Source organism: Euzebyella marina (genome assembly GCF_014855515.1).
Taxonomy (GTDB): domain Bacteria; phylum Bacteroidota; class Bacteroidia; order Flavobacteriales; family Flavobacteriaceae; genus Euzebyella; species Euzebyella marina.
In genome coordinates this window covers 845,625-862,466 of the sequence record NZ_JACYFK010000002.1, presented here as the reverse complement: position 1 = coordinate 862,466, position 16,842 = coordinate 845,625, and the positions used below count along the sequence as shown (strand labels likewise).

Sequence of the window (16,842 nt, the reverse complement as noted above, 5' to 3'; positions counted from 1 at the left end):
CGTTGCTATGATGATTTTTGGTCCTGGTATTTTCTTCGGTGCGTAAAAAACCATTTATTTGAGAATTTTAATGGTTTGCCTTGTCAAACTTGTAAGATTACGTGAATGAACATACGACTACTTTACTTTCTTGCTATTTTTTTGATTAGTTCAAACGGCTTCTCCCAACAATCGGAAAAAAGGTTACCTAGCGATAATAACCCTATTTTCGAAGGTTGGTATGCCGACCCAGAGGCTATGGTTTTTGATGATACTTACTGGGTGTACCCTACTTTTTCCGACGATTATGATAAACAATTGCACTTCGATGCTTTCTCGTCGAAAGATTTGGTGCATTGGCACAAGCATGAGCGTATTCTTGATACTACAAAGGTTAAATGGCTAAGACAGGCCCTTTGGGCTCCTTCCATAATTGAAAAAGAAGACAAATATTACTTGTTTTTTGGCGCTAACGATATTCAGCGACCTGGCCGTGATTCTTACGACCCTAAGAACGATATTAATCATTATGGCGGTATTGGCGTCGCTGTGGCAGATTCGCCAGGTGGTCCGTTTAGCGACTATTTGGGCAAACCCCTCATTTCTGAATTTTATAACGATGCACAACCAATTGACCAATTTACTTTTAAGGATGTAGACGGAACTTATTATTTTTTCTACGGAGGATGGAGCCATTGTAATTTGGGGCGACTGAATGATGATTTTACCGGCTTTAAACCTTGGGAAGATGGCTCACTATTCAAAGAGATAACACCGGAAGGTTATGTTGAAGGACCCTTTATGTTCTTGCGAAACGGAATCTATTACTTTATGTGGTCAGAAGGCGGGTGGACGAATGGTAGCTATAAGGTAGCCTACGCTATGGCAGACCAACCTACGGGCCCTTACAAACGAGTAGGCACCATTTTAGAGGCTAAAGAGGGCGATATAGCTACTGGTGCTGGCCACCACTCCGTAGTCAATAAGCCAGGTACCGATGAATGGATCATTGTTTACCATAGAAGGCCGATACCCAATAAAGACCGTGATCACAGGGTGACTTGTATGGACAAAATGGAATTCAATTCTGATGGTACCATCAAACCGGTTAAAATGACCTTCAAAGGGGTGTCTCAATAGTCATTTTCGGCTCCAGTTTCACAATTTTTCTGCTAGGAGGTCTAAATGACCAAGAGATGATGGTAAGAACTAGCAATAAAAGAGGCCCGAACAGGGTAATCATCGGGTCTCCGACCGCCAAATGCGAAATAGCCGCCCCTAACATGGTAAAAGTAAAACCAGCGTAGGCCCATTCCTTTAATATGGCGAGTTTCGGGAGTAAAACAGCTACCGTGCCCAGAAGCTTGCAAATGCCTAAGATGGTCATCAAATAGACAGGATAACCCAAAGTGTTAAAGTTGGCCACCTCTTCATCCATCTTGATTAATTGCACGATTCCAGTAGAAATCATCCCCAGAGATAACCATAGCGTGGCAACCCAATAAATAATTCGATTTCTCTTTTTCATTATTCTTGATTTAATCGTGAAACAATTTTTTGAAGTCGGTCATGAGCCATATTTATGCCAAATGCGAAGGGTAATTTAAGCATGTTATCTCTATCGGATAAAGATTTGTAAACTATCTGAATGATAAGCTTTGAGGTAGTCGGGGTAAGTTCTTCGAATGTCAAATACTCCAATTGAATAGGGAAGGAGGTGTTCTCCATTTCAAAGGTGCGAACAATTTGCTTTTCAGGTTTAAATTCGTGAATGGTACCGTTGAACCTATGGGCATTGCCCTTTGGGTCGGTCGTTTCAAATTGATAGCTACCATGCCTTTTGCTTTCAAGCTTTAGTACCTTGGTGCCCATCCATTGTGCTACCAGTTCCGGTTCGGTATATGCCTTGAAAAGTAAGTTTAAAGGAAGGTCGAATTCTCTCTTGATCCAAACTTCTTGTGCGCCTTCTGGCGCCGTTACTTTTGTTTTCTGTTCCATTATGAATTTGATTGATGTTTTTTCATGATTTCCTCTAATTTATTGAAGCGGGTATCCCACATTTTCCGGAAAGGCTCGATAAAATCGGCGATTTCCTTCATACCATCAGGGTTAAGCTGATAGTATATCTCCCGACCTCTTTGTTCCTGTTTTAGAAGGTCACATTCGTTCAATATTTGAATATGCTTTGAAATCGTTTGCCGGGTCGAATTGAAATTTTCGGCAATAGAGGTGGGGGTCATAGCCTGAAAAGCTAGCAGGGTAACAATGGCCCTTCTCGTCGGATCGGCAATAGCCTGAAAAACGTCTCGTCTTAATTTCATTACGCAGTTATTTGGTTGCAAATATAAATGCAGTTATTTAGTTGCACAATATTTTTATAAATTTTGTTTCGTATTTACTTGGGGTACTTCTTTTTTTCAGTCCGTTTTTTTGCCTTAACAGCATTATGCCAATAATCTTCTTTTTTAATATTGCAACAAAACGCAAGTTTCAGGTAAATGCTTGATTTTTAGATTTTTTGAAATGGTGAACATACTTTCATTGGTCAGAAGAATTTTCAATAGTATTTCTTTCATGACCTTTTGCATAGCATTGGGCTTCGGTATCTTGGCTATTGTTTTGGTGATTACATCGCCTTCGTTGTTAAATGACTATCCTCAGCTGGCTATTTCGGACAAAGACAGTGTCAAATTCATCTTAACTTTTACGATTGGTGGTATTTTTACCCTCACCATTTTTAGTTATACCATGGTGATGGATGTCTTGAACCGCAGCATCAGCAATTATTCACCAAGATTGATTCCGCTCATTTTAAAAGAAAAGCACCACCAAATTATCTTGGGAGTTACCAGTGGTACCATCATTTATTGCATGATTATGGCGGCTTTTGTTTCCGGAAAATCTAGTGACCAGTTTCCTTCGGTCGCGGCGCCATTGGCTATTTTAATGGGCATTTTTAATATTCTTCTTTTCATATATTTTATACATAGCGTTTCGCAATCGATTCACGTGAACTATGTTTTGCGAAAGTCTTTTTCCAATACTAAAAACGCCATTTATCATATTAAGAATCTGCCCTTTGAAATGACTAGTGAAGAAAAAAGCAAAGATTTTTGGGAGCAGTATGTGTCTATGACCCAGTGCGGTTATTTGAATAAAATAAGAATAGAGAAGCTAATAGGTATTTCTGAAGAGCATGATATTCAAATAAAGCTACTAAAAAAAATGGGTTCCTTTATACTCGAAAATCAACCTGTGATAGCTGTTTCCAGGCAAATAAACGAATCCATTGAACAAAAAATAAAGAGGTGTATCAGTATTGATAGGGGTGAGCCCATTGATGTAATCGAGGTCGGTCTTAAACATATGGTAGAGGTGGGCGTAAAAGCTAGCTCCCCGGCCATAAACGACCCGGGCACTTCGCTAATGTCTATTGATTATTTAACACAATTATTTTTGCTCAGAAAAGAATTGCCAGAATTCAACACCTTGAAATCTGATAAGGGTGGGGTTCTAAAGATGGATATGGTTTCTTATCACAAGCTGGCTGAGACCTGTTTTCTGGAAATGGAAACTTATATGAAGGACGACCCTGTCTTAAAAATGAAAATTTTTGAGAGTAAAGGAATCATTGGCCTATAACCTTTCTTTTTAAATTGAAATAATTCTTCTTTAATTAAAATAGAATTTTACATTTACCGGCAATCTAATTTGGTGGCATTAAAGAAATAAACTGAACTTTATCGTAAGTGAATGCATGATAGATGCTTTGAGGTAATAGTTTTTACTTTTTTAAATTCGTAGTAAATAATCTGATAAATCAACTTTTTAAACCTTTATTAGGTAACCTGTTCCCCCACAAATAGTAGTGACTTATGAAGTGTCTTATTGTAGATGATGACCCATTGATTTGCGATTTGCTAGAGCATTTCTGTAGTAAGATTGACGATATTAATGGCGTAACTACCGCTATGTCGGGCTTTGAAACGGTAAGTCAGATTAACGGCTCGACGTTTGACCTGATAATTCTTGATTTTAATCTTCCTGATCTTACAGGTAAAGAAATATTGAATATCGTCGAACCCTCTACGGCGGTGATAATGGTTACTTCCCATAAAGATTTTGCTTCCGATTCTTACGCTTATGACAATATTGTCGACTATCTCGTAAAGCCGGTCGATTTTGCACGATTTTTTAGAGGGTTTCAGAAAGCCCAAAGTTTTTTAAATCAAAACCCCGATAAAAAGTCGCGTTTGTTTATTAAAGAAGGAAACCGTTTGGTTAAAATAAAATTGGAAGATGTAAAATACTTCAAATCAGAAGCCAATTACATTTCTGTGGTGATGGAAAATCAAAAGATACTCACTTTGATGACCTTGAAGGAGCTTGAGCCCAAATTGCCTAGCTTTTTTCAAAAAGTACACCGTTCTTTTATTATCAACCTCAATAAGATTGACACCATAGACAATAAATCACTTGAAATTGGTCGAGACCATATACCTATCAGCCAGCGCTATGAAAAAGATTTGTTCAATAAGATTGATTTGTTGAATTGATTTGTCTTTCGCACCTTATACAAACCTGATAATAATTGAAAAGGTTCATGATTTTTTTCAATTCGGTTTCTTTAAGTTGGTATACTTCTTTCGGTAACAGTTTTTGAAGCTGTTCTAATTTGAGGGTATTGATGTGGGCGATTAATTTATGTGAAATGGCCTCATATTCTTTTTGATTTTTGATGTCATACACCTTTTCTATTCTTTTTGAATATGATAAAAATTCCTTTTCTAACAACTCAAGTACTCTGTTGATTTTTGAGGTATCCTTATCATAATTCTTGTAGAAAGGCTTAAAATCAGGTGGATTAATTTCATTGCTTCCTAAAATGCGGTAAACAACATCTTTAAAATGATCAATGTCGAAAGGTTTTTGAAGATAGTGGTTACTGACTTTTCTCATAACCAATGGTTCTAAAGCGGATACTACCAACAACGGACAATCAATCTTTCCCTTCTTTCTCAAATCAGTTAAAGAAGTCACCAGGTTGTTATCATCTAGCATTAGGTCGCTAATGATTAAATCTACTTCTTGAGAGGAAATGGCTTTAGAAGCTTCTCTCCAACTTTTAGTTTGTTTCAACTCAATGCTACGGTCATCGAGAACATGCTTCGTTAGTTGTTGCGTAGATTCATCGTCTTCGATATGCAGTACTCTGTAGGTTTTGTCTAGTAGGGGAAAAGCAATTCTTTTTGATTTTCCTTGGTCTTTTTTAACCGGTCCTGCTTTTTCTATGGGAATCAACAAGATGAACTCAGAACCTTTTCCCTTGGTCGACTTGCCCGAAAGTACCCCACCGAATAAAGTGGTCAATTGTTTTACGATGGATAGCCCTAGACCATAACCACCATATCTACCGTCTATATTCTCTTTCTCTCGATAAAAACGTTCATTAATTTTTGCAAGATTATCAGCCTCAATGCCGATACCTGTATCTCTAATTTTTACCTGGAGCTGTGGCGAAATGTCTGCACTCAAACCTGCTTGTAATTCTATTTCACCCTTTTGAGTGTATTTTATGGCATTGACAACCAAATTGGTGACGATCTGGGATAGACGCAAAGGGTCGGTCAGATAACTATTTCCGTTAATTTCTTCATCAACGGTAAGTCTAAAGGAAAGTCCTTTTCTAAGGGCTTCATACTTATAATTCTGGTGTATGTCTGTAAAAAGCTCTACTAAATTTGTAGGCACTAGATTGATCTTTAATTTTCCTTCAACCAGTTTTTGATGGTCAAGCACATCGTACACCAATCCTTCTAGGTTTTGAGCACTTTTTTCTAATGAGGATAGTATCGGTATTTGTGCTTTTTTAGGGGACTGTTTGCCCAATAATTTGGTCAGGCCAAGAATCGTATTGAGAGGCGTACGCATCTCATGGCTCATATTCTGAAGAAATTCGTCGCGCTGATTTTTGGCATGTTGTTCTTTTTGAAGGGCTACATTCAGTTCCGATACTTTTTGGTCAATCTTGGTCTTCATTTTCGAAAAGGTATTGGCCAAAACGCCAATTTCATCTTTTCGATTGGTAGGTAACTTAATGTCGGTAGACCCGCCATCTTCGTAGTCGGCTATTGCCTTGGTCACTTGTCTTATTTTCTTTGAAAATATATTTACGAACAGAAGTGAAATAACAATGGCGAAACCACATACCCACAGCGAGGTTTTTAGACTATCGCTACGAACCGCCCTTGCACTTTGCAAGAGAATATCTTGTTCGATAGATGAAATAAGATAGATTTTTCGAGATCCGTGAAAATATATCAATTCACGTAAGCCACATAAATAAACATTATTTTGAATGTCTTTTATCTGACCAAAAAAGCTTGCTTGGTTGATAACAGAGTCTTTCCCGATTTTAAAATCAGTAAAGTAGTTATAACTTTTGCCTGTTTGAAAGGCAAACCATTTTTGATATTCTGGAGTGTAAAGGTACTGCCCTTCGGCATCTATCAATAAAAGTTGCGACTCTCTCCCTGAAATTCGTTCTAGGTCTCTGTAAAAACTGATTAAATCAACATTGATGACCAAAATACCCACTAAATCGTTGTTGCGATTGAAGATGGGGCTGGCTGCCCTTACCGTTGGGGTTACGGGTTCACTGATGGTACCATACTCTTCGTTCAAGTTGATCTTTGAAAGGTAAACCTGACCTTTCTTCATCTGTATAGTTTCCTGATAGTAATCAAGATCTCCTTTTTTCTGAAGATTGTCAGGAATAAAAATACTGTCGTTCAGCTTGTCGAAACGAATAAGTTCTTGCCCTCCGTTTTCCTTACCAATAAATCTTATTTGAAAATAAGGCAATTTATTTTCAAGGGTAAGCCGAAACAACTCTTTAATGTCACCAAAATTCTGCTGAGTGGGCGAATTGATATAGTTATTCAGTACGGGACTGGAAGAAATTATGGCCACATCATCTGAAACTTCTTTTAAAAGTGAAAGAAACGATTGTTCAGCAAGCTCAGAAGTATGGTCGATTCGCTCTTTTGAGTAAGAGACGATAACATCTGAAGCTTTCGTAAAAACAAGATAACCGGTAAGAAGAATACAAAATATAAGGGCTCCCGTAAAGAAAAGGGCAAAACGGGTAGCTAGTGAATATCGTACGTTCATGGCGGTTTATCGTTCTCAAAGTAAATAAAATATTTGTTTTGAGAAATGCAGCTTTAAATGTACAAACTAACGACTCTGTCCTGTCATTTACGATTTTTTAAATCCAACAATTCTTGTTCGGTAGCTTTCAGTAACTTTTTGAGTTTTTTCTTTCCTTTTCTGTCTTCGTTATTCTTTAAGTCGAACAAAAGGCTGTCTAAAAGTCTGTTGCAGTACTCTACTCTAAAATTTAAGGCCAGGCTAGAAATGGTATTTTGATAAAGCTGGTCTAATTCAGATAAGCTACAAGAAGTTGAATTTGTTCTATAATATTTGGTCAAATGCAGTGGCATGATGTGTAGTTAGGTGGTATTAATGGGTTTTAATTGATTTTGTGATGTAATTTATTTGCCACAAGAATCAAGCCATCTTTATAAAAAACAACTGTACAAAAATTATTTAGGTGAAAATCACAAATCTTTTACCAAAGCCAAGAAACTATATGGGCCTTATCTTATAAATTTTTTGTTGGTGCTTTAGAGAAATATTTAAGGAAAACGTAGATTTATGGGGCTATAATGATTTTAGCGATTAAATAAATAGAGCCATGAATAGAAAAGAAATAGCTGCTGAGTTTTTAAAATCTGCTGGTATGGGCAGAGTAGATGAAGCTTATGAAAAGTATGTTTCTCATAAATTTGTTCATCACAACCAATATTTTAAAGGGAGTCGCAATGCCTTGCTAGAGGCAATGAAAGAAGCTCACCTTACCCACCCTAATAAAAGCATAGATATAAAGTATTCGTATGAAGATGGAGATACAGTGCTTACGCACTCTTTGGTGGTAAAAGAAGATATGGATATTGCCGTGGTTCACATCTTTAGATTTGAATCTGATAAAATTGTAGAACTCTGGGACTTGGGTCAAGTGATTGAAAAGGATTCCCCCAATGAAAACGGACTTTTCTAATCTATGAGGGCGAAAGATCATTCAAAAGCCGTAGATGAATATATACTCAACCTTCCTCAGGCTTCAAGAAGCAAGTTCGAAGAACTACGAAAACTTCTAAAAGAGGTCGCCCCTAGTGCAATAGAAAACCTAAAATGGGGAAAGCCTATACTGGAAACTGAAACTATTTTATTCGCTTTTTCATGCCATAAGGCACACCTGAATTTTGTGCCGACCAGACAGGCGTTAGAGCCCTTTAAAAACCAGTTGCGGCCTTATGTCTTAGGGCAAGATTCCATTCAATTTCCTTTGAACCAGCCGTTACCTGTAGATCTAATTCGAGAAATAGCGGAGTATAGACGTGTGGCCGTAGAAGAACATGGAGCAAAATGGAGAAATTGATACGAAGATGAATTCGATTACTAAACTTTAATTTCAAATATATTGTATGCCTTTAAAAACGTTCTTTTTTTTATTGTTGATTAGCACCCTAACAATTCCACTTCAAGCTCAGGAAAAGGAAAAGATAGATATTCTATTGGTCGGATTTGACCACCTCAGTCAGATGGACGACGGTACCCCCGCTTCAAACGTTTTTAGTGATAAAAAACAGAAGGAAATAAAAAAGCTAGTCGCTGGTCTTGCAGATTTCGAACCCGATATGGTTATGATAGAAAGAGAGCCAAAAGAGCAGCAATTAATGGACAGTCTTTATATGGCATTTGATAAGGGTGAATTAAAATTGGCCGATCTAGAAGGTGGTTCTTCTGAAACTTTTCAAGTGGGTTTTAGGCTGGCCAAAAAAATGGGTTTGAAAGGTGTTCATGGTATTGATCATTATGAATCAACTTCGCAGTCTCTGCTAAAATCAGGAACTAACTTTGATTTGTTCAAAAATGGCCTAATGAAGTTGATCAGTACTGCTCGCCCCTTGAAAAAGAAGGTACAACAAGATAGCCTTTCCATCTATGAATATATCAAGACCATGAACCGTCCTGAACTCGTTAGTTTATCGCATAATCTAATTTTCAATCTGCCGGCCTATGTAATCGATGGAAAATTTTCTGAAGATGGTACGAATACGGTAGACATTGGCAGTATTGATGAGCGGTATATCGGTGCCGAATATATTACCCTTTTTTACAATAGAAACCTGAAGATTTATTCCAATATTTTGAATGTGCAGCTTCAAAACAGAGCGAAGCGTATCGTGTTGATTATGGGTCAACTGCACATAGGTGTGTTAAGTGATTTATTGGGTGATAACCCTAATTACAACTTAGTAAAGGTTTCAGATTACCTAAAATAAGTTACCTGTTCGATTAAACTTCTAATCATAACTATATGTCTGGTTCGTTCTTACGCCTCTTTAAATACCCACTGTGCTTTGTGGTGCTATATCTAGGGTATTTTCCTGTTTCTTATTCCCAGATAATGACGGTACAGGGAAAAATCGATTCAGAATCTATGGGAACCGTATTGCCGCATGAACACGTGATGGTAGATTGGGTAGGGGCAGATCAAACCGGAAATCATCGTTGGTCGGTCAATGAGGTGGTAGCACGTGCCTTGCCTTTTTTACAGGAAGTAAAGCAAAAGGGGGTGACCACTTTTATAGATTGTACGCCCGCTTATTTGGGTCGTGATCCCTTGGTGCTAAAAAAGCTTTCCGAACTTTCAGGTTTGCAAATCATGACCAACACTGGTTTTTATGGGGCCGGTGAAAATAAATATGTTCCCAAAAAAGTGCTGGAAGCTTCAGAGGACTCCATTGCTGGTGTATGGATTCATGAATTTTTTGAAGGAATTGATTCCACGGGTATCAAGCCTGGTTTTATAAAAATTTCGGTTGATGCTAATACCCAACTGTCATCGTTCCATCAAAAACTGGTAGCAGCTGCGGCTCTAACCCATTTACAAACAGGCCTTACCATTGTATCCCACACAGGTTCGGATGAAGCCGCAGGTCAACAAATAGATATTTTGAAAAAAATGGAGGCTCCCACAAGTGCCTTTGTCTGGGCTCATGCACAGAATGGAACTATGGAAGGTAATCTTGACATTGTCGGACAAGGGGGATGGATTTCTTTGGATGGTGTTAATGCCGATGGAGAAAATGGAAAGAAAAACATAGATTTCTATGTGCAGCGCCTACTTGTTTTGAAAGAGAGAAAGTTTCTCGATCATGTTCTGATTTCGCAAGATGCCGGATGGTACACGGTTGGTGAAGAGAACGGTGGAAGTTTTAGGGGGTATACCGATATCTTTGAAGTGCTTTTGCCCGAACTCAAGAAAAATGGCTTTACGCCTGAAGAACTACATCTGTTAATGAAGGTGAACCCTGCAAGGGCTTTTTCCTTGAAGCCCGTCAAATACTGACCTTAGTTTAAAAAGCAAACCGTTTCAGAAAAAGGCCCTGCTCTCTTTAAAGAGAACAGGCCCAAATCAAACCAACTTGAAAACTAATCTTTCTGTGAATTATTCTGCGCTTGCTTTTAGCGAATGCAAGGCTGTGATAACCCCGCCCTCTACTTCGAGTCCTTGAGTAGCTGCAGCACCATCAACATCAATATTGTAAACGAAACTTCCTGTTTCGGTAGTTATACCCACATAAACGGTTTTACCATCTTCTGAAACGTAATTATTTCTATAAGTCAAGGTGGTAATGGTAGAAGGGTCTGGCAAACCGGAAACCCATTCGAAAGTCTCGTTGTAGACATCGATAATAGCAAATTCCTTTCCGCCGCCATAAGCACTTGTCATTTCCGCTTTGTTCTGCATAATGCCGACGAATTTGCCATTTCCGGCATAGATATGTGAGTCTATAACATAACCACCCGAAGCCTGTTCAAGATTAAAATAAAAAGAATCGAAACTGCTCGAACCGTTTGGTATACGTGTTATGGCAGAAGGCAATGTTGAATTGAATTCACCTGCATTGGTAGCTACTGCCGAAGAAAAGGCATAGGCATCACCATTTTCGTCAGCTGTCAACCCGTTCACAAAGTAGCGGCCAATGAAACTTGTTCGGTCATCGCTAATGGTTTCAACATATTCCATCTCAGGATAAGAATAAACCGCAACATGAGCTTCATCAGGAAACTCGGTCCCAAATCGATCATCACAACAACCTTTAACTAAGAAATAAGGTAGGTATACCTTATCATCTATCTGGGTAATCCATGAAAAGAAGGCGATTTCACCATTCTCATTATCGGCTAGTTCTTGGGTGTTGATCTGTCCTTCGGCAGCAATCTGAAGACTATTAGTGTCTAATCGGTACCAGTAGGCAAAAGGGGCGTCACTACTTCGAGAAATTTTCATCATCAAAATATCATCGTCAACTGCTTCGAATGCCTGTACGGTTTCAGCTTGAAAATCTGATAGAAGTTCCAGTTCTCCTTCAGAATTAAGACCGTATGTTGTAACGGCACCAGGGTTTCCCTGTCCGTAAAGCAAACTAAAAAACTTGTCGTTATTGGTTACATAATAACGATACGTACCATCTTGTTCTATACCGTTACCCTCGGTCGAAATACTACCTGAACTTAGGTCGTCAGTAGTAAGTATATAATCGGCAACGCCTTCGGTCGCCAGTGGTGTAGCGGTAACTACATATTTTTCCATTTCTTCCGGTTGCGGCTCCTCACCAGTGGGATTTTCGGTACCTGGGTTGTTTCCACCATTGTCATCACTGCTACAGCCGACAAAAAGAAGCCCCATAAATAGAAGGGAAAAAAATAAATTGACTTTTTTCATAATTAAGCTAAATGTTAGAATTAAAAAACTTTGTATCTGATTTTACCGGTAAAGCTTCGACCGGGTTTTTGTAAACTAAAATTGTCGTATAAGTCTTGGTCTGCGATGTTTCGCGCCTCAAGCGTAAATTGAAGGTTGTCGTTGAAAAAATAAGTGAGAGTGAGGTCATGTGATATTTGCTCGGGAATGTCTAGCTTGTCACTGCCCCTACTTGGCCAATACAGGTAAAAGGCATGCACATAGAGCAAATTATAACCAATGCTTAATCTTCTGTTTTTTGGACCTAAAGCTAAGGTGTAGGTAGCGTCGGCATTGCCATAGAAATACGGCATGTTAGGTATACGGTCACGATAAACTACACTTTCAGTAGTCTGCCCAGCTTCATATTTGGTATTGTTTCTTAAATCTTGATAGGTAACATTGGCCCCGATATTTAGGCTATTTTTATGTTGATACCTAATTTCTCCTTCGACCCCCAAGCTGGTGACACTTCCAAGATTGTCCATTACAAGCATTACTTGGTTGTTGTTCAACCGAGGCCTTATAAAGTCTTTTGCATCGCGATAAAAGCCGCTGGCGTTAAGGTTGAATTGATTGTACTCGTTCAAGCGCACCCAGAGGCTACTGCCTAAATTGTAATTATTACTATGCTCTGGCTTAAGATCAATATTGCCCTGTAGGTTAATGACATCACCAAAGAGCTCGTTAGATTCGGGTAAGCGATAACTTTTTTCATAGGAAGCCTTTATCTGTAAATTATCATTTATAAAATAGGATGCCGCACTGCCATAGCCTAAACTGCTGAAGGTATTGATGAAATCAACATATTCGTAACCCGGACCGTAGTTTTCATCATCTATCCTTCGCGTAAATTTGTTCTGTTGAAAGTAGTTCTTTGCGAAAATTGAAACATTGTATTTTTCCTGTTCCAGGGTATAACCGAAACCAAGAATATTTTTCAGGTTTTTACGGGGTTGATCATACTGATTATTATCTGGGTTCAATTGATCATCACCTTTTCTATCGAATGTATTCAATGTGTTGCTCAGGGCGAATTTGTGTCTATCTTTTGAATTGTATTCAAAATTGGCTGTAGCAATACCAGTGTTATTTTTGTACTTGTATAGAGAGTAAGATCTTTCCCCGCCTTCATTGGGGTATTCCCTGAATTGACCAAACCAATTATACCTTCTATTTAAAGTGTCTATATTCTGTTCTGAACCCAAGTTATAATTGGCGTTCAGTCGAACATCCAATCCCTTCGTGAAAAGATTTTTCTTGCTGTATTTTAAACTGGGCATGATGATGTTTCCTTTTCTGTGCCAAGCCCCAAAAACACCGGTTACACGTGCACCAGTTTGAATTTCACGATAATTCTTTCCTAAGGTAGCGCCGATAAGAAGCCTGTCGGCATAAGGTTTGTTTACCACCCCTAACTGTGCAATTACCGTCTCGTTGTGATAGTTGTCGTGAAAACGTTCTACGGTTTGGTCGCGAAAATATTCGCCGGTATTGATATCGGCTACATCAACATGCATTTTGTAATTGTTATCAGAATAATTCTGAAAGGCGTTGGCCTGTACCGTAAAACCTGATTTTGGAGATACATATATAGCATTAACAATGGTTCTATGTGTGTTGAAGGAACCATAGGAATAAGAAAAATCAAGATGATTTTTGGCATATGAGTTGGTGATGATATTAATAGCACCACCTAAGGCATCAGAACCCAAACTGATGGGTACAACGCCTTTGTAGACCTCCATTCTTTCGGCCAAGCCGACGGGAATATTATTCAGCTGAAAAGCCGACCCAAAATTTTCCATGGGAATACCGTCGATGAAGAATCGCACTTGATTGCCCCGAAAGCCATTTAACGATATATCGAGTTGTGATCCCACACCGCCACTTTCACGAACCCTAATGCCTGAAGTACGATCAAGGGCATGTGCCAGATCTAATGAAGTATGGTGTAAGTTTTTAGCGTCTATGACCCCTACGTTAAAAGCTTTGTCCTTTACTTGTTGAACGATACTTTTCCCCGTAACGGTTACTTCGTTTAAGTTATAAGTAGATTCTTTTAGAGAAAAGTTTAGGATGTTAGCCTGATTGGTGCGTATCTCAGTTTGGCTTACTTCAGTTCGATAGCCAATAAAAGAAACTTGAATCTTATAGGTGCCTGCGCTTAAATTTTGGAATGAGTAGGCGCCCGCTTCATCGGTCATTACCCCTTTACCAGTTTTTGATAATACTACTGACGCACCAAAAACGGGAACCTGGTTGTCATCAAAAACGGTTCCTGATAATGTTGCATTCTGAGCCATAGAGGCATACGACACTATAAGCAAGAAAATAGGCAATATGAAAAATCGAAAAGAGAGACTCATGTAAATGAGATAATTAAATTAATTTAGACTAAATTAAAATTGATGCAAAAATAGAAGTGTTCTTGACCGAAGAAGTACGCCAAACGGAGAAGTAACTACGTAAGAAGGAATTTTTAAGCAGTACTAACTTTATCAGGTTGCTTAGTGGTAGCATTTATCCTGTAAAGAACAGCAAAAGCGGTTAGCGACATCAATAGCCAAAATAGGTCTACCACAAAGATTTGATAGTAGCCGTTGTTCCATGAAGTCCAGAGCCAATTATTGGTAACATATCCATTCGCTATCGGAACAAAAAGTCCGATTACAGCGCCTAACCATAGACTTACCTTATTGGTAAATGCGTTATTCCTTTTAATTAAAAATACTACTATCAGTAAGAGCCAGCTATAGAAGAAAACATTGTACAAAAAGGTGCGTCGCATGTCACCATAATCATCTGCGAATAACTTCATGGCTATAAATGCCAAAGCTGTCACAGGATAAAGACTAAGGCAAACCGCCACATATAGATGAACCAACCAGGCATTGAACCTTCTTTTGGCCAATGAAACAGTTTTTCTATCTCTGGCAACTTGCCAAATTAAAACTCCGGATAAAATCACGAAACAGGTGATAAAACCAAGGACCAGATATATCAATTTCATACCATATCCGCCAAAATCGCCATAATGAAGCCTACGTAAGGTGTCTAAAGCACCTTCTGCGTACGATATTTTTGAAAACGGGTCTTTATCGTAGGTTACAAAACCATCTCTGGCTCTATAGGTTTTTTGCCCAGTGCCAAGTAATTTTTCGCTGTAATAGGGCGATCCGGAAATCTTTATGTGCATATTTTCGTCGCCATAGTTGATTACCTGTAAATTGGTGATTTGTACATCGGTCCAATCTTTGGCCGTTTCTTCAACAAAATCATTGATAGAAATCTGTTGATCCATTTTGTTCCAGCTGAACTCGTACTCTTGTTCGCTATCGTATGCCATGGCTTTTTCCATCTTTTGGGCGTCGTCATCAAATATGACGGATTGAACGGGAGGTAGCATGACCATATAACCGATAATTAAAAAAGCCCCGGTTACGGCAAACATAAATTGATAGGGTAGACCGATCATGCCTAAAGCTACGTGGGCGTCTGTCCAAATTGCTTTCCATTTGGCTTTTGGTCTAAAAACATAAAAGCTTGAGATTATTTTTTTCCAATGCACTATAACACCGGTTATAACCGCAAATAGAAAAAAGAAGGCCACAAAACCCGATAAAAAGTATCCTGACCGTCCAAAAAAGTTCAATTGTGCAAAGAAGTGAAGTCGGTAGAAAAATTCTCCTAAAGAGTAATTGGAGTTGTAATCTTTCTGGTCAAAATTTTCCATATCCATATAGAAAAAATTTCCCCTTCGGCCCCGTTGTTTAGGTTCTTGTAGGGTGGTGTCTTTTGATCTGCCCATTGATACCCCGACCCTTCTTTCAAAATAACGATGCGAGAAGTTAATGTCTCTGCCATATAGCTCTTTCTCTTTTCCAATTTCCGAAAGAGCTTTATCAAAATCTATCGTTTTAAAATAGTCAGTTTCTATTGGTTGGTTACGTTCCCAAGCATTTATTTCATCCCTTAAAAAAGAAATGGACCCCGTGAAAAAAATGACATATAGGGCGGCACTGATAATAATACCACTGATGGTATGGGTATGAAAAAATACGTTGTACAGTCGATTGGCCATAATTAAATCGCTTGTGGTGTTTGATTGATGAAAACTATAAGGGCGAGCACGGCGAATATGGCCAAGTAAATACCCCATATTTTAAAGCCGTTTTTTGGAATAAATGCGCACACCAACAGGGTTGCCCATACAATAAAGCCGGCAAAACGGAGGGTTATGAGTGTACTGGCAGAATCCCAGATTTCGATAAGTACCATATGAAATACTTGCGTTATGGCATACCCCCCAAAAAAACCAGCGGTGATTTTTAAAATTCGGTGTAATGAAGACTGGGTCAGGTGCTTTTTGTTGGCTGGCATATTTAAGAAATAGATAGTTCGATGATAAATGACAAAATGCTCACAGCTACCAAGGTGTATTTTGAGAAAAATCGTAAAGGTGTCAAAATGACGATAAGGCTCCCCAAAGTCATTAAAATGACCAGATAAGAGAATATTCCCGCACCCCAACCTAAAGCCGCTATACTTACGATAAGACCAACTATGAGTAGAGCTACCCCGAGAGTATTGCCTTTGGTGTAAGAGTCTTTTAAATAAGCCTGTAATTTGATGGAGTTTTGATAGACGGCCCGTTTTGAGGTACTATAACAAAAGAAAAAGCCAAAGAAGGTTATGATGATAGCTGCTGTAATCATGGGTATTAGATTCGTTATCTATTAAATCATTTCTTATTGCTCGAAATGGTCAATTGCCTTTTCTATTTTTTTTGGGCGGTAAAATTATTTTTTAACCTAGCTGGCGAGTAACGCCAAACGGAGAAAAGGTTACGCCAAACGGAATTATATGAATCTTAAGAAGCAATCAAAATGACCTATAGCCTTAGTGTTTACAGGGGTTTTGACCCTGTTTAGTAGTGCGCTTATCTATTCTGAAACCCGATATATTTTATTTAGATTAAATTT

17 protein-coding genes are annotated in these 16,842 nt (G+C 38.5%); 7 read left to right on the top strand and 10 right to left on the bottom strand.

Annotated features, from left to right (window positions below):
* Positions 1-105 precede the first annotated feature (105 nt).
* Entirely contained in the window at positions 106-1,119 is a 1,014-nt protein-coding gene (locus IL356_RS12615) for a glycoside hydrolase family 43 protein (protein WP_121848661.1), read from the top strand.
* Here IL356_RS12615 and IL356_RS12610 read toward each other — a convergent pair.
* Genes IL356_RS12610 through IL356_RS12600 form a run of 3 tightly spaced genes read right to left on the bottom strand, consistent with a single transcriptional unit; the run spans position 1,100 to position 2,300 of the window.
* Positions 1,100-1,507 (bottom strand): DoxX family protein, encoded by a 408-nt coding sequence (locus IL356_RS12610; RefSeq protein WP_121848662.1) that lies wholly within the window; start codon positions 1,505-1,507, stop codon positions 1,100-1,102. The genes IL356_RS12615 and IL356_RS12610 overlap by 20 nt on opposite strands.
* Positions 1,507-1,977, bottom strand: coding sequence for an SRPBCC domain-containing protein (locus tag IL356_RS12605; protein ID WP_121848663.1), 471 nt, complete (start codon positions 1,975-1,977; stop codon positions 1,507-1,509). Before IL356_RS12605 ends, IL356_RS12610 begins: the two co-directional genes overlap by 1 nt.
* On the bottom strand, positions 1,977-2,300 hold the full coding sequence (locus IL356_RS12600) for an ArsR/SmtB family transcription factor (RefSeq protein WP_121848664.1): 324 nt from the start codon (positions 2,298-2,300) through the stop codon (positions 1,977-1,979). Before IL356_RS12600 ends, IL356_RS12605 begins: the two co-directional genes overlap by 1 nt.
* A 202-nt stretch (positions 2,301-2,502) precedes the next feature.
* Here IL356_RS12600 and IL356_RS12595 point away from each other — a divergent pair, with 202 nt between their 5' ends.
* Both IL356_RS12595 and IL356_RS12590 read left to right on the top strand, forming a co-directional pair.
* The gene (locus tag IL356_RS12595) at positions 2,503-3,621 is read left to right on the top strand and encodes a DUF2254 domain-containing protein (RefSeq protein ID WP_121848665.1); all 1,119 of its coding nucleotides are present in this window, start codon (positions 2,503-2,505) and stop codon (positions 3,619-3,621) included.
* A gap of 233 nt (positions 3,622-3,854) precedes the next feature.
* Positions 3,855-4,535, top strand: coding sequence for a LytR/AlgR family response regulator transcription factor (locus tag IL356_RS12590; protein ID WP_121848666.1), 681 nt, complete (start codon positions 3,855-3,857; stop codon positions 4,533-4,535).
* Here the strand turns inward: IL356_RS12590 and IL356_RS12585 are convergent.
* Entirely contained in the window at positions 4,510-7,152 is a 2,643-nt protein-coding gene (locus IL356_RS12585; protein ID WP_121848667.1) for an ATP-binding protein, read from the bottom strand. The genes IL356_RS12590 and IL356_RS12585 overlap by 26 nt on opposite strands.
* Before the next feature lie 83 nt (positions 7,153-7,235).
* Positions 7,236-7,484: a hypothetical protein gene (locus tag IL356_RS12580; RefSeq protein ID WP_121848668.1), complete on the bottom strand. Its 249-nt coding sequence runs from the start codon at positions 7,482-7,484 to the stop codon at positions 7,236-7,238.
* 254 nt (positions 7,485-7,738) lie between these two features.
* Here IL356_RS12580 and IL356_RS12575 point away from each other — a divergent pair, with 254 nt between their 5' ends.
* Genes IL356_RS12575 through IL356_RS12560 form a run of 4 tightly spaced genes read left to right on the top strand, consistent with a single transcriptional unit; the run spans position 7,739 to position 10,459 of the window.
* Entirely contained in the window at positions 7,739-8,101 is a 363-nt protein-coding gene (locus tag IL356_RS12575; RefSeq protein WP_121848669.1) for a nuclear transport factor 2 family protein, read from the top strand.
* A gap of 3 nt (positions 8,102-8,104) precedes the next feature.
* Positions 8,105-8,482: an iron chaperone gene (locus IL356_RS12570; RefSeq protein WP_121848670.1), complete on the top strand. Its 378-nt coding sequence runs from the start codon at positions 8,105-8,107 to the stop codon at positions 8,480-8,482.
* 46 nt (positions 8,483-8,528) lie between these two features.
* Entirely contained in the window at positions 8,529-9,389 is an 861-nt protein-coding gene (locus tag IL356_RS12565; protein WP_205601287.1) for a DUF5694 domain-containing protein, read from the top strand.
* Positions 9,390-9,424: 35 nt separating this feature from the next.
* Positions 9,425-10,459 (top strand): phosphotriesterase family protein, encoded by a 1,035-nt coding sequence (locus IL356_RS12560; RefSeq protein WP_121848671.1) that lies wholly within the window; start codon positions 9,425-9,427, stop codon positions 10,457-10,459.
* 99 nt (positions 10,460-10,558) lie between these two features.
* On the opposite strand, the gene IL356_RS12555 is transcribed toward IL356_RS12560, so the two are convergent.
* The 5 genes from IL356_RS12555 to IL356_RS12535 all read right to left on the bottom strand — a co-directional run bounded on the left by IL356_RS12555 (position 10,559) and on the right by IL356_RS12535 (position 16,575).
* On the bottom strand, positions 10,559-11,839 hold the full coding sequence (locus IL356_RS12555) for a DUF4374 domain-containing protein (RefSeq protein WP_121848672.1): 1,281 nt from the start codon (positions 11,837-11,839) through the stop codon (positions 10,559-10,561).
* Between the two features lie 20 nt (positions 11,840-11,859).
* Positions 11,860-14,226, bottom strand: coding sequence for a TonB-dependent receptor (locus tag IL356_RS12550; protein WP_121848673.1), 2,367 nt, complete (start codon positions 14,224-14,226; stop codon positions 11,860-11,862).
* A 113-nt stretch (positions 14,227-14,339) separates the two neighbouring features.
* A complete protein-coding gene (locus IL356_RS12545) occupies positions 14,340-15,941 on the bottom strand; it encodes a PepSY-associated TM helix domain-containing protein (protein WP_121848674.1) in 1,602 nt (533 codons plus the stop codon).
* Positions 15,942-15,943: 2 nt separating this feature from the next.
* Positions 15,944-16,240 carry a hypothetical protein gene (locus IL356_RS12540; RefSeq protein ID WP_121848675.1) on the bottom strand — a complete coding sequence of 99 codons (297 nt, stop codon included), beginning with the start codon at positions 16,238-16,240 and terminating at the stop codon, positions 15,944-15,946.
* A gap of 2 nt (positions 16,241-16,242) precedes the next feature.
* On the bottom strand, positions 16,243-16,575 hold the full coding sequence (locus tag IL356_RS12535) for a hypothetical protein (protein ID WP_121848676.1): 333 nt from the start codon (positions 16,573-16,575) through the stop codon (positions 16,243-16,245).
* Positions 16,576-16,842: the final 267 nt, after the last annotated feature.

Excerpts from the sequence above, each read along its gene's own strand:
- IL356_RS12615 (WP_121848661.1), top strand. The coding sequence starts at position 106 with ATGAACATACGACTACTTTACTTTCTTGCTATTTTTTTGATTAGTTCA.
- IL356_RS12610 (WP_121848662.1), bottom strand. The coding sequence starts at position 1,507 with ATGAAAAAGAGAAATCGAATTATTTATTGGGTTGCCACGCTATGGTTA.
- IL356_RS12605 (WP_121848663.1), bottom strand. The coding sequence starts at position 1,977 with ATGGAACAGAAAACAAAAGTAACGGCGCCAGAAGGCGCACAAGAAGTT.
- IL356_RS12600 (WP_121848664.1), bottom strand. The coding sequence starts at position 2,300 with ATGAAATTAAGACGAGACGTTTTTCAGGCTATTGCCGATCCGACGAGA.
- IL356_RS12595 (WP_121848665.1), top strand. The coding sequence starts at position 2,503 with ATGGTGAACATACTTTCATTGGTCAGAAGAATTTTCAATAGTATTTCT.
- IL356_RS12590 (WP_121848666.1), top strand. The coding sequence starts at position 3,855 with ATGAAGTGTCTTATTGTAGATGATGACCCATTGATTTGCGATTTGCTA.
- IL356_RS12585 (WP_121848667.1), bottom strand. The coding sequence starts at position 7,152 with ATGAACGTACGATATTCACTAGCTACCCGTTTTGCCCTTTTCTTTACG.
- IL356_RS12580 (WP_121848668.1), bottom strand. The coding sequence starts at position 7,484 with ATGCCACTGCATTTGACCAAATATTATAGAACAAATTCAACTTCTTGT.
- IL356_RS12575 (WP_121848669.1), top strand. The coding sequence starts at position 7,739 with ATGAATAGAAAAGAAATAGCTGCTGAGTTTTTAAAATCTGCTGGTATG.
- IL356_RS12570 (WP_121848670.1), top strand. The coding sequence starts at position 8,105 with ATGAGGGCGAAAGATCATTCAAAAGCCGTAGATGAATATATACTCAAC.
- IL356_RS12565 (WP_205601287.1), top strand. The coding sequence starts at position 8,529 with ATGCCTTTAAAAACGTTCTTTTTTTTATTGTTGATTAGCACCCTAACA.
- IL356_RS12560 (WP_121848671.1), top strand. The coding sequence starts at position 9,425 with ATGTCTGGTTCGTTCTTACGCCTCTTTAAATACCCACTGTGCTTTGTG.
- IL356_RS12555 (WP_121848672.1), bottom strand. The coding sequence starts at position 11,839 with ATGAAAAAAGTCAATTTATTTTTTTCCCTTCTATTTATGGGGCTTCTT.
- IL356_RS12550 (WP_121848673.1), bottom strand. The coding sequence starts at position 14,226 with ATGAGTCTCTCTTTTCGATTTTTCATATTGCCTATTTTCTTGCTTATA.
- IL356_RS12545 (WP_121848674.1), bottom strand. The coding sequence starts at position 15,941 with ATGGCCAATCGACTGTACAACGTATTTTTTCATACCCATACCATCAGT.
- IL356_RS12540 (WP_121848675.1), bottom strand. The coding sequence starts at position 16,240 with ATGCCAGCCAACAAAAAGCACCTGACCCAGTCTTCATTACACCGAATT.
- IL356_RS12535 (WP_121848676.1), bottom strand. The coding sequence starts at position 16,575 with ATGATTACAGCAGCTATCATCATAACCTTCTTTGGCTTTTTCTTTTGT.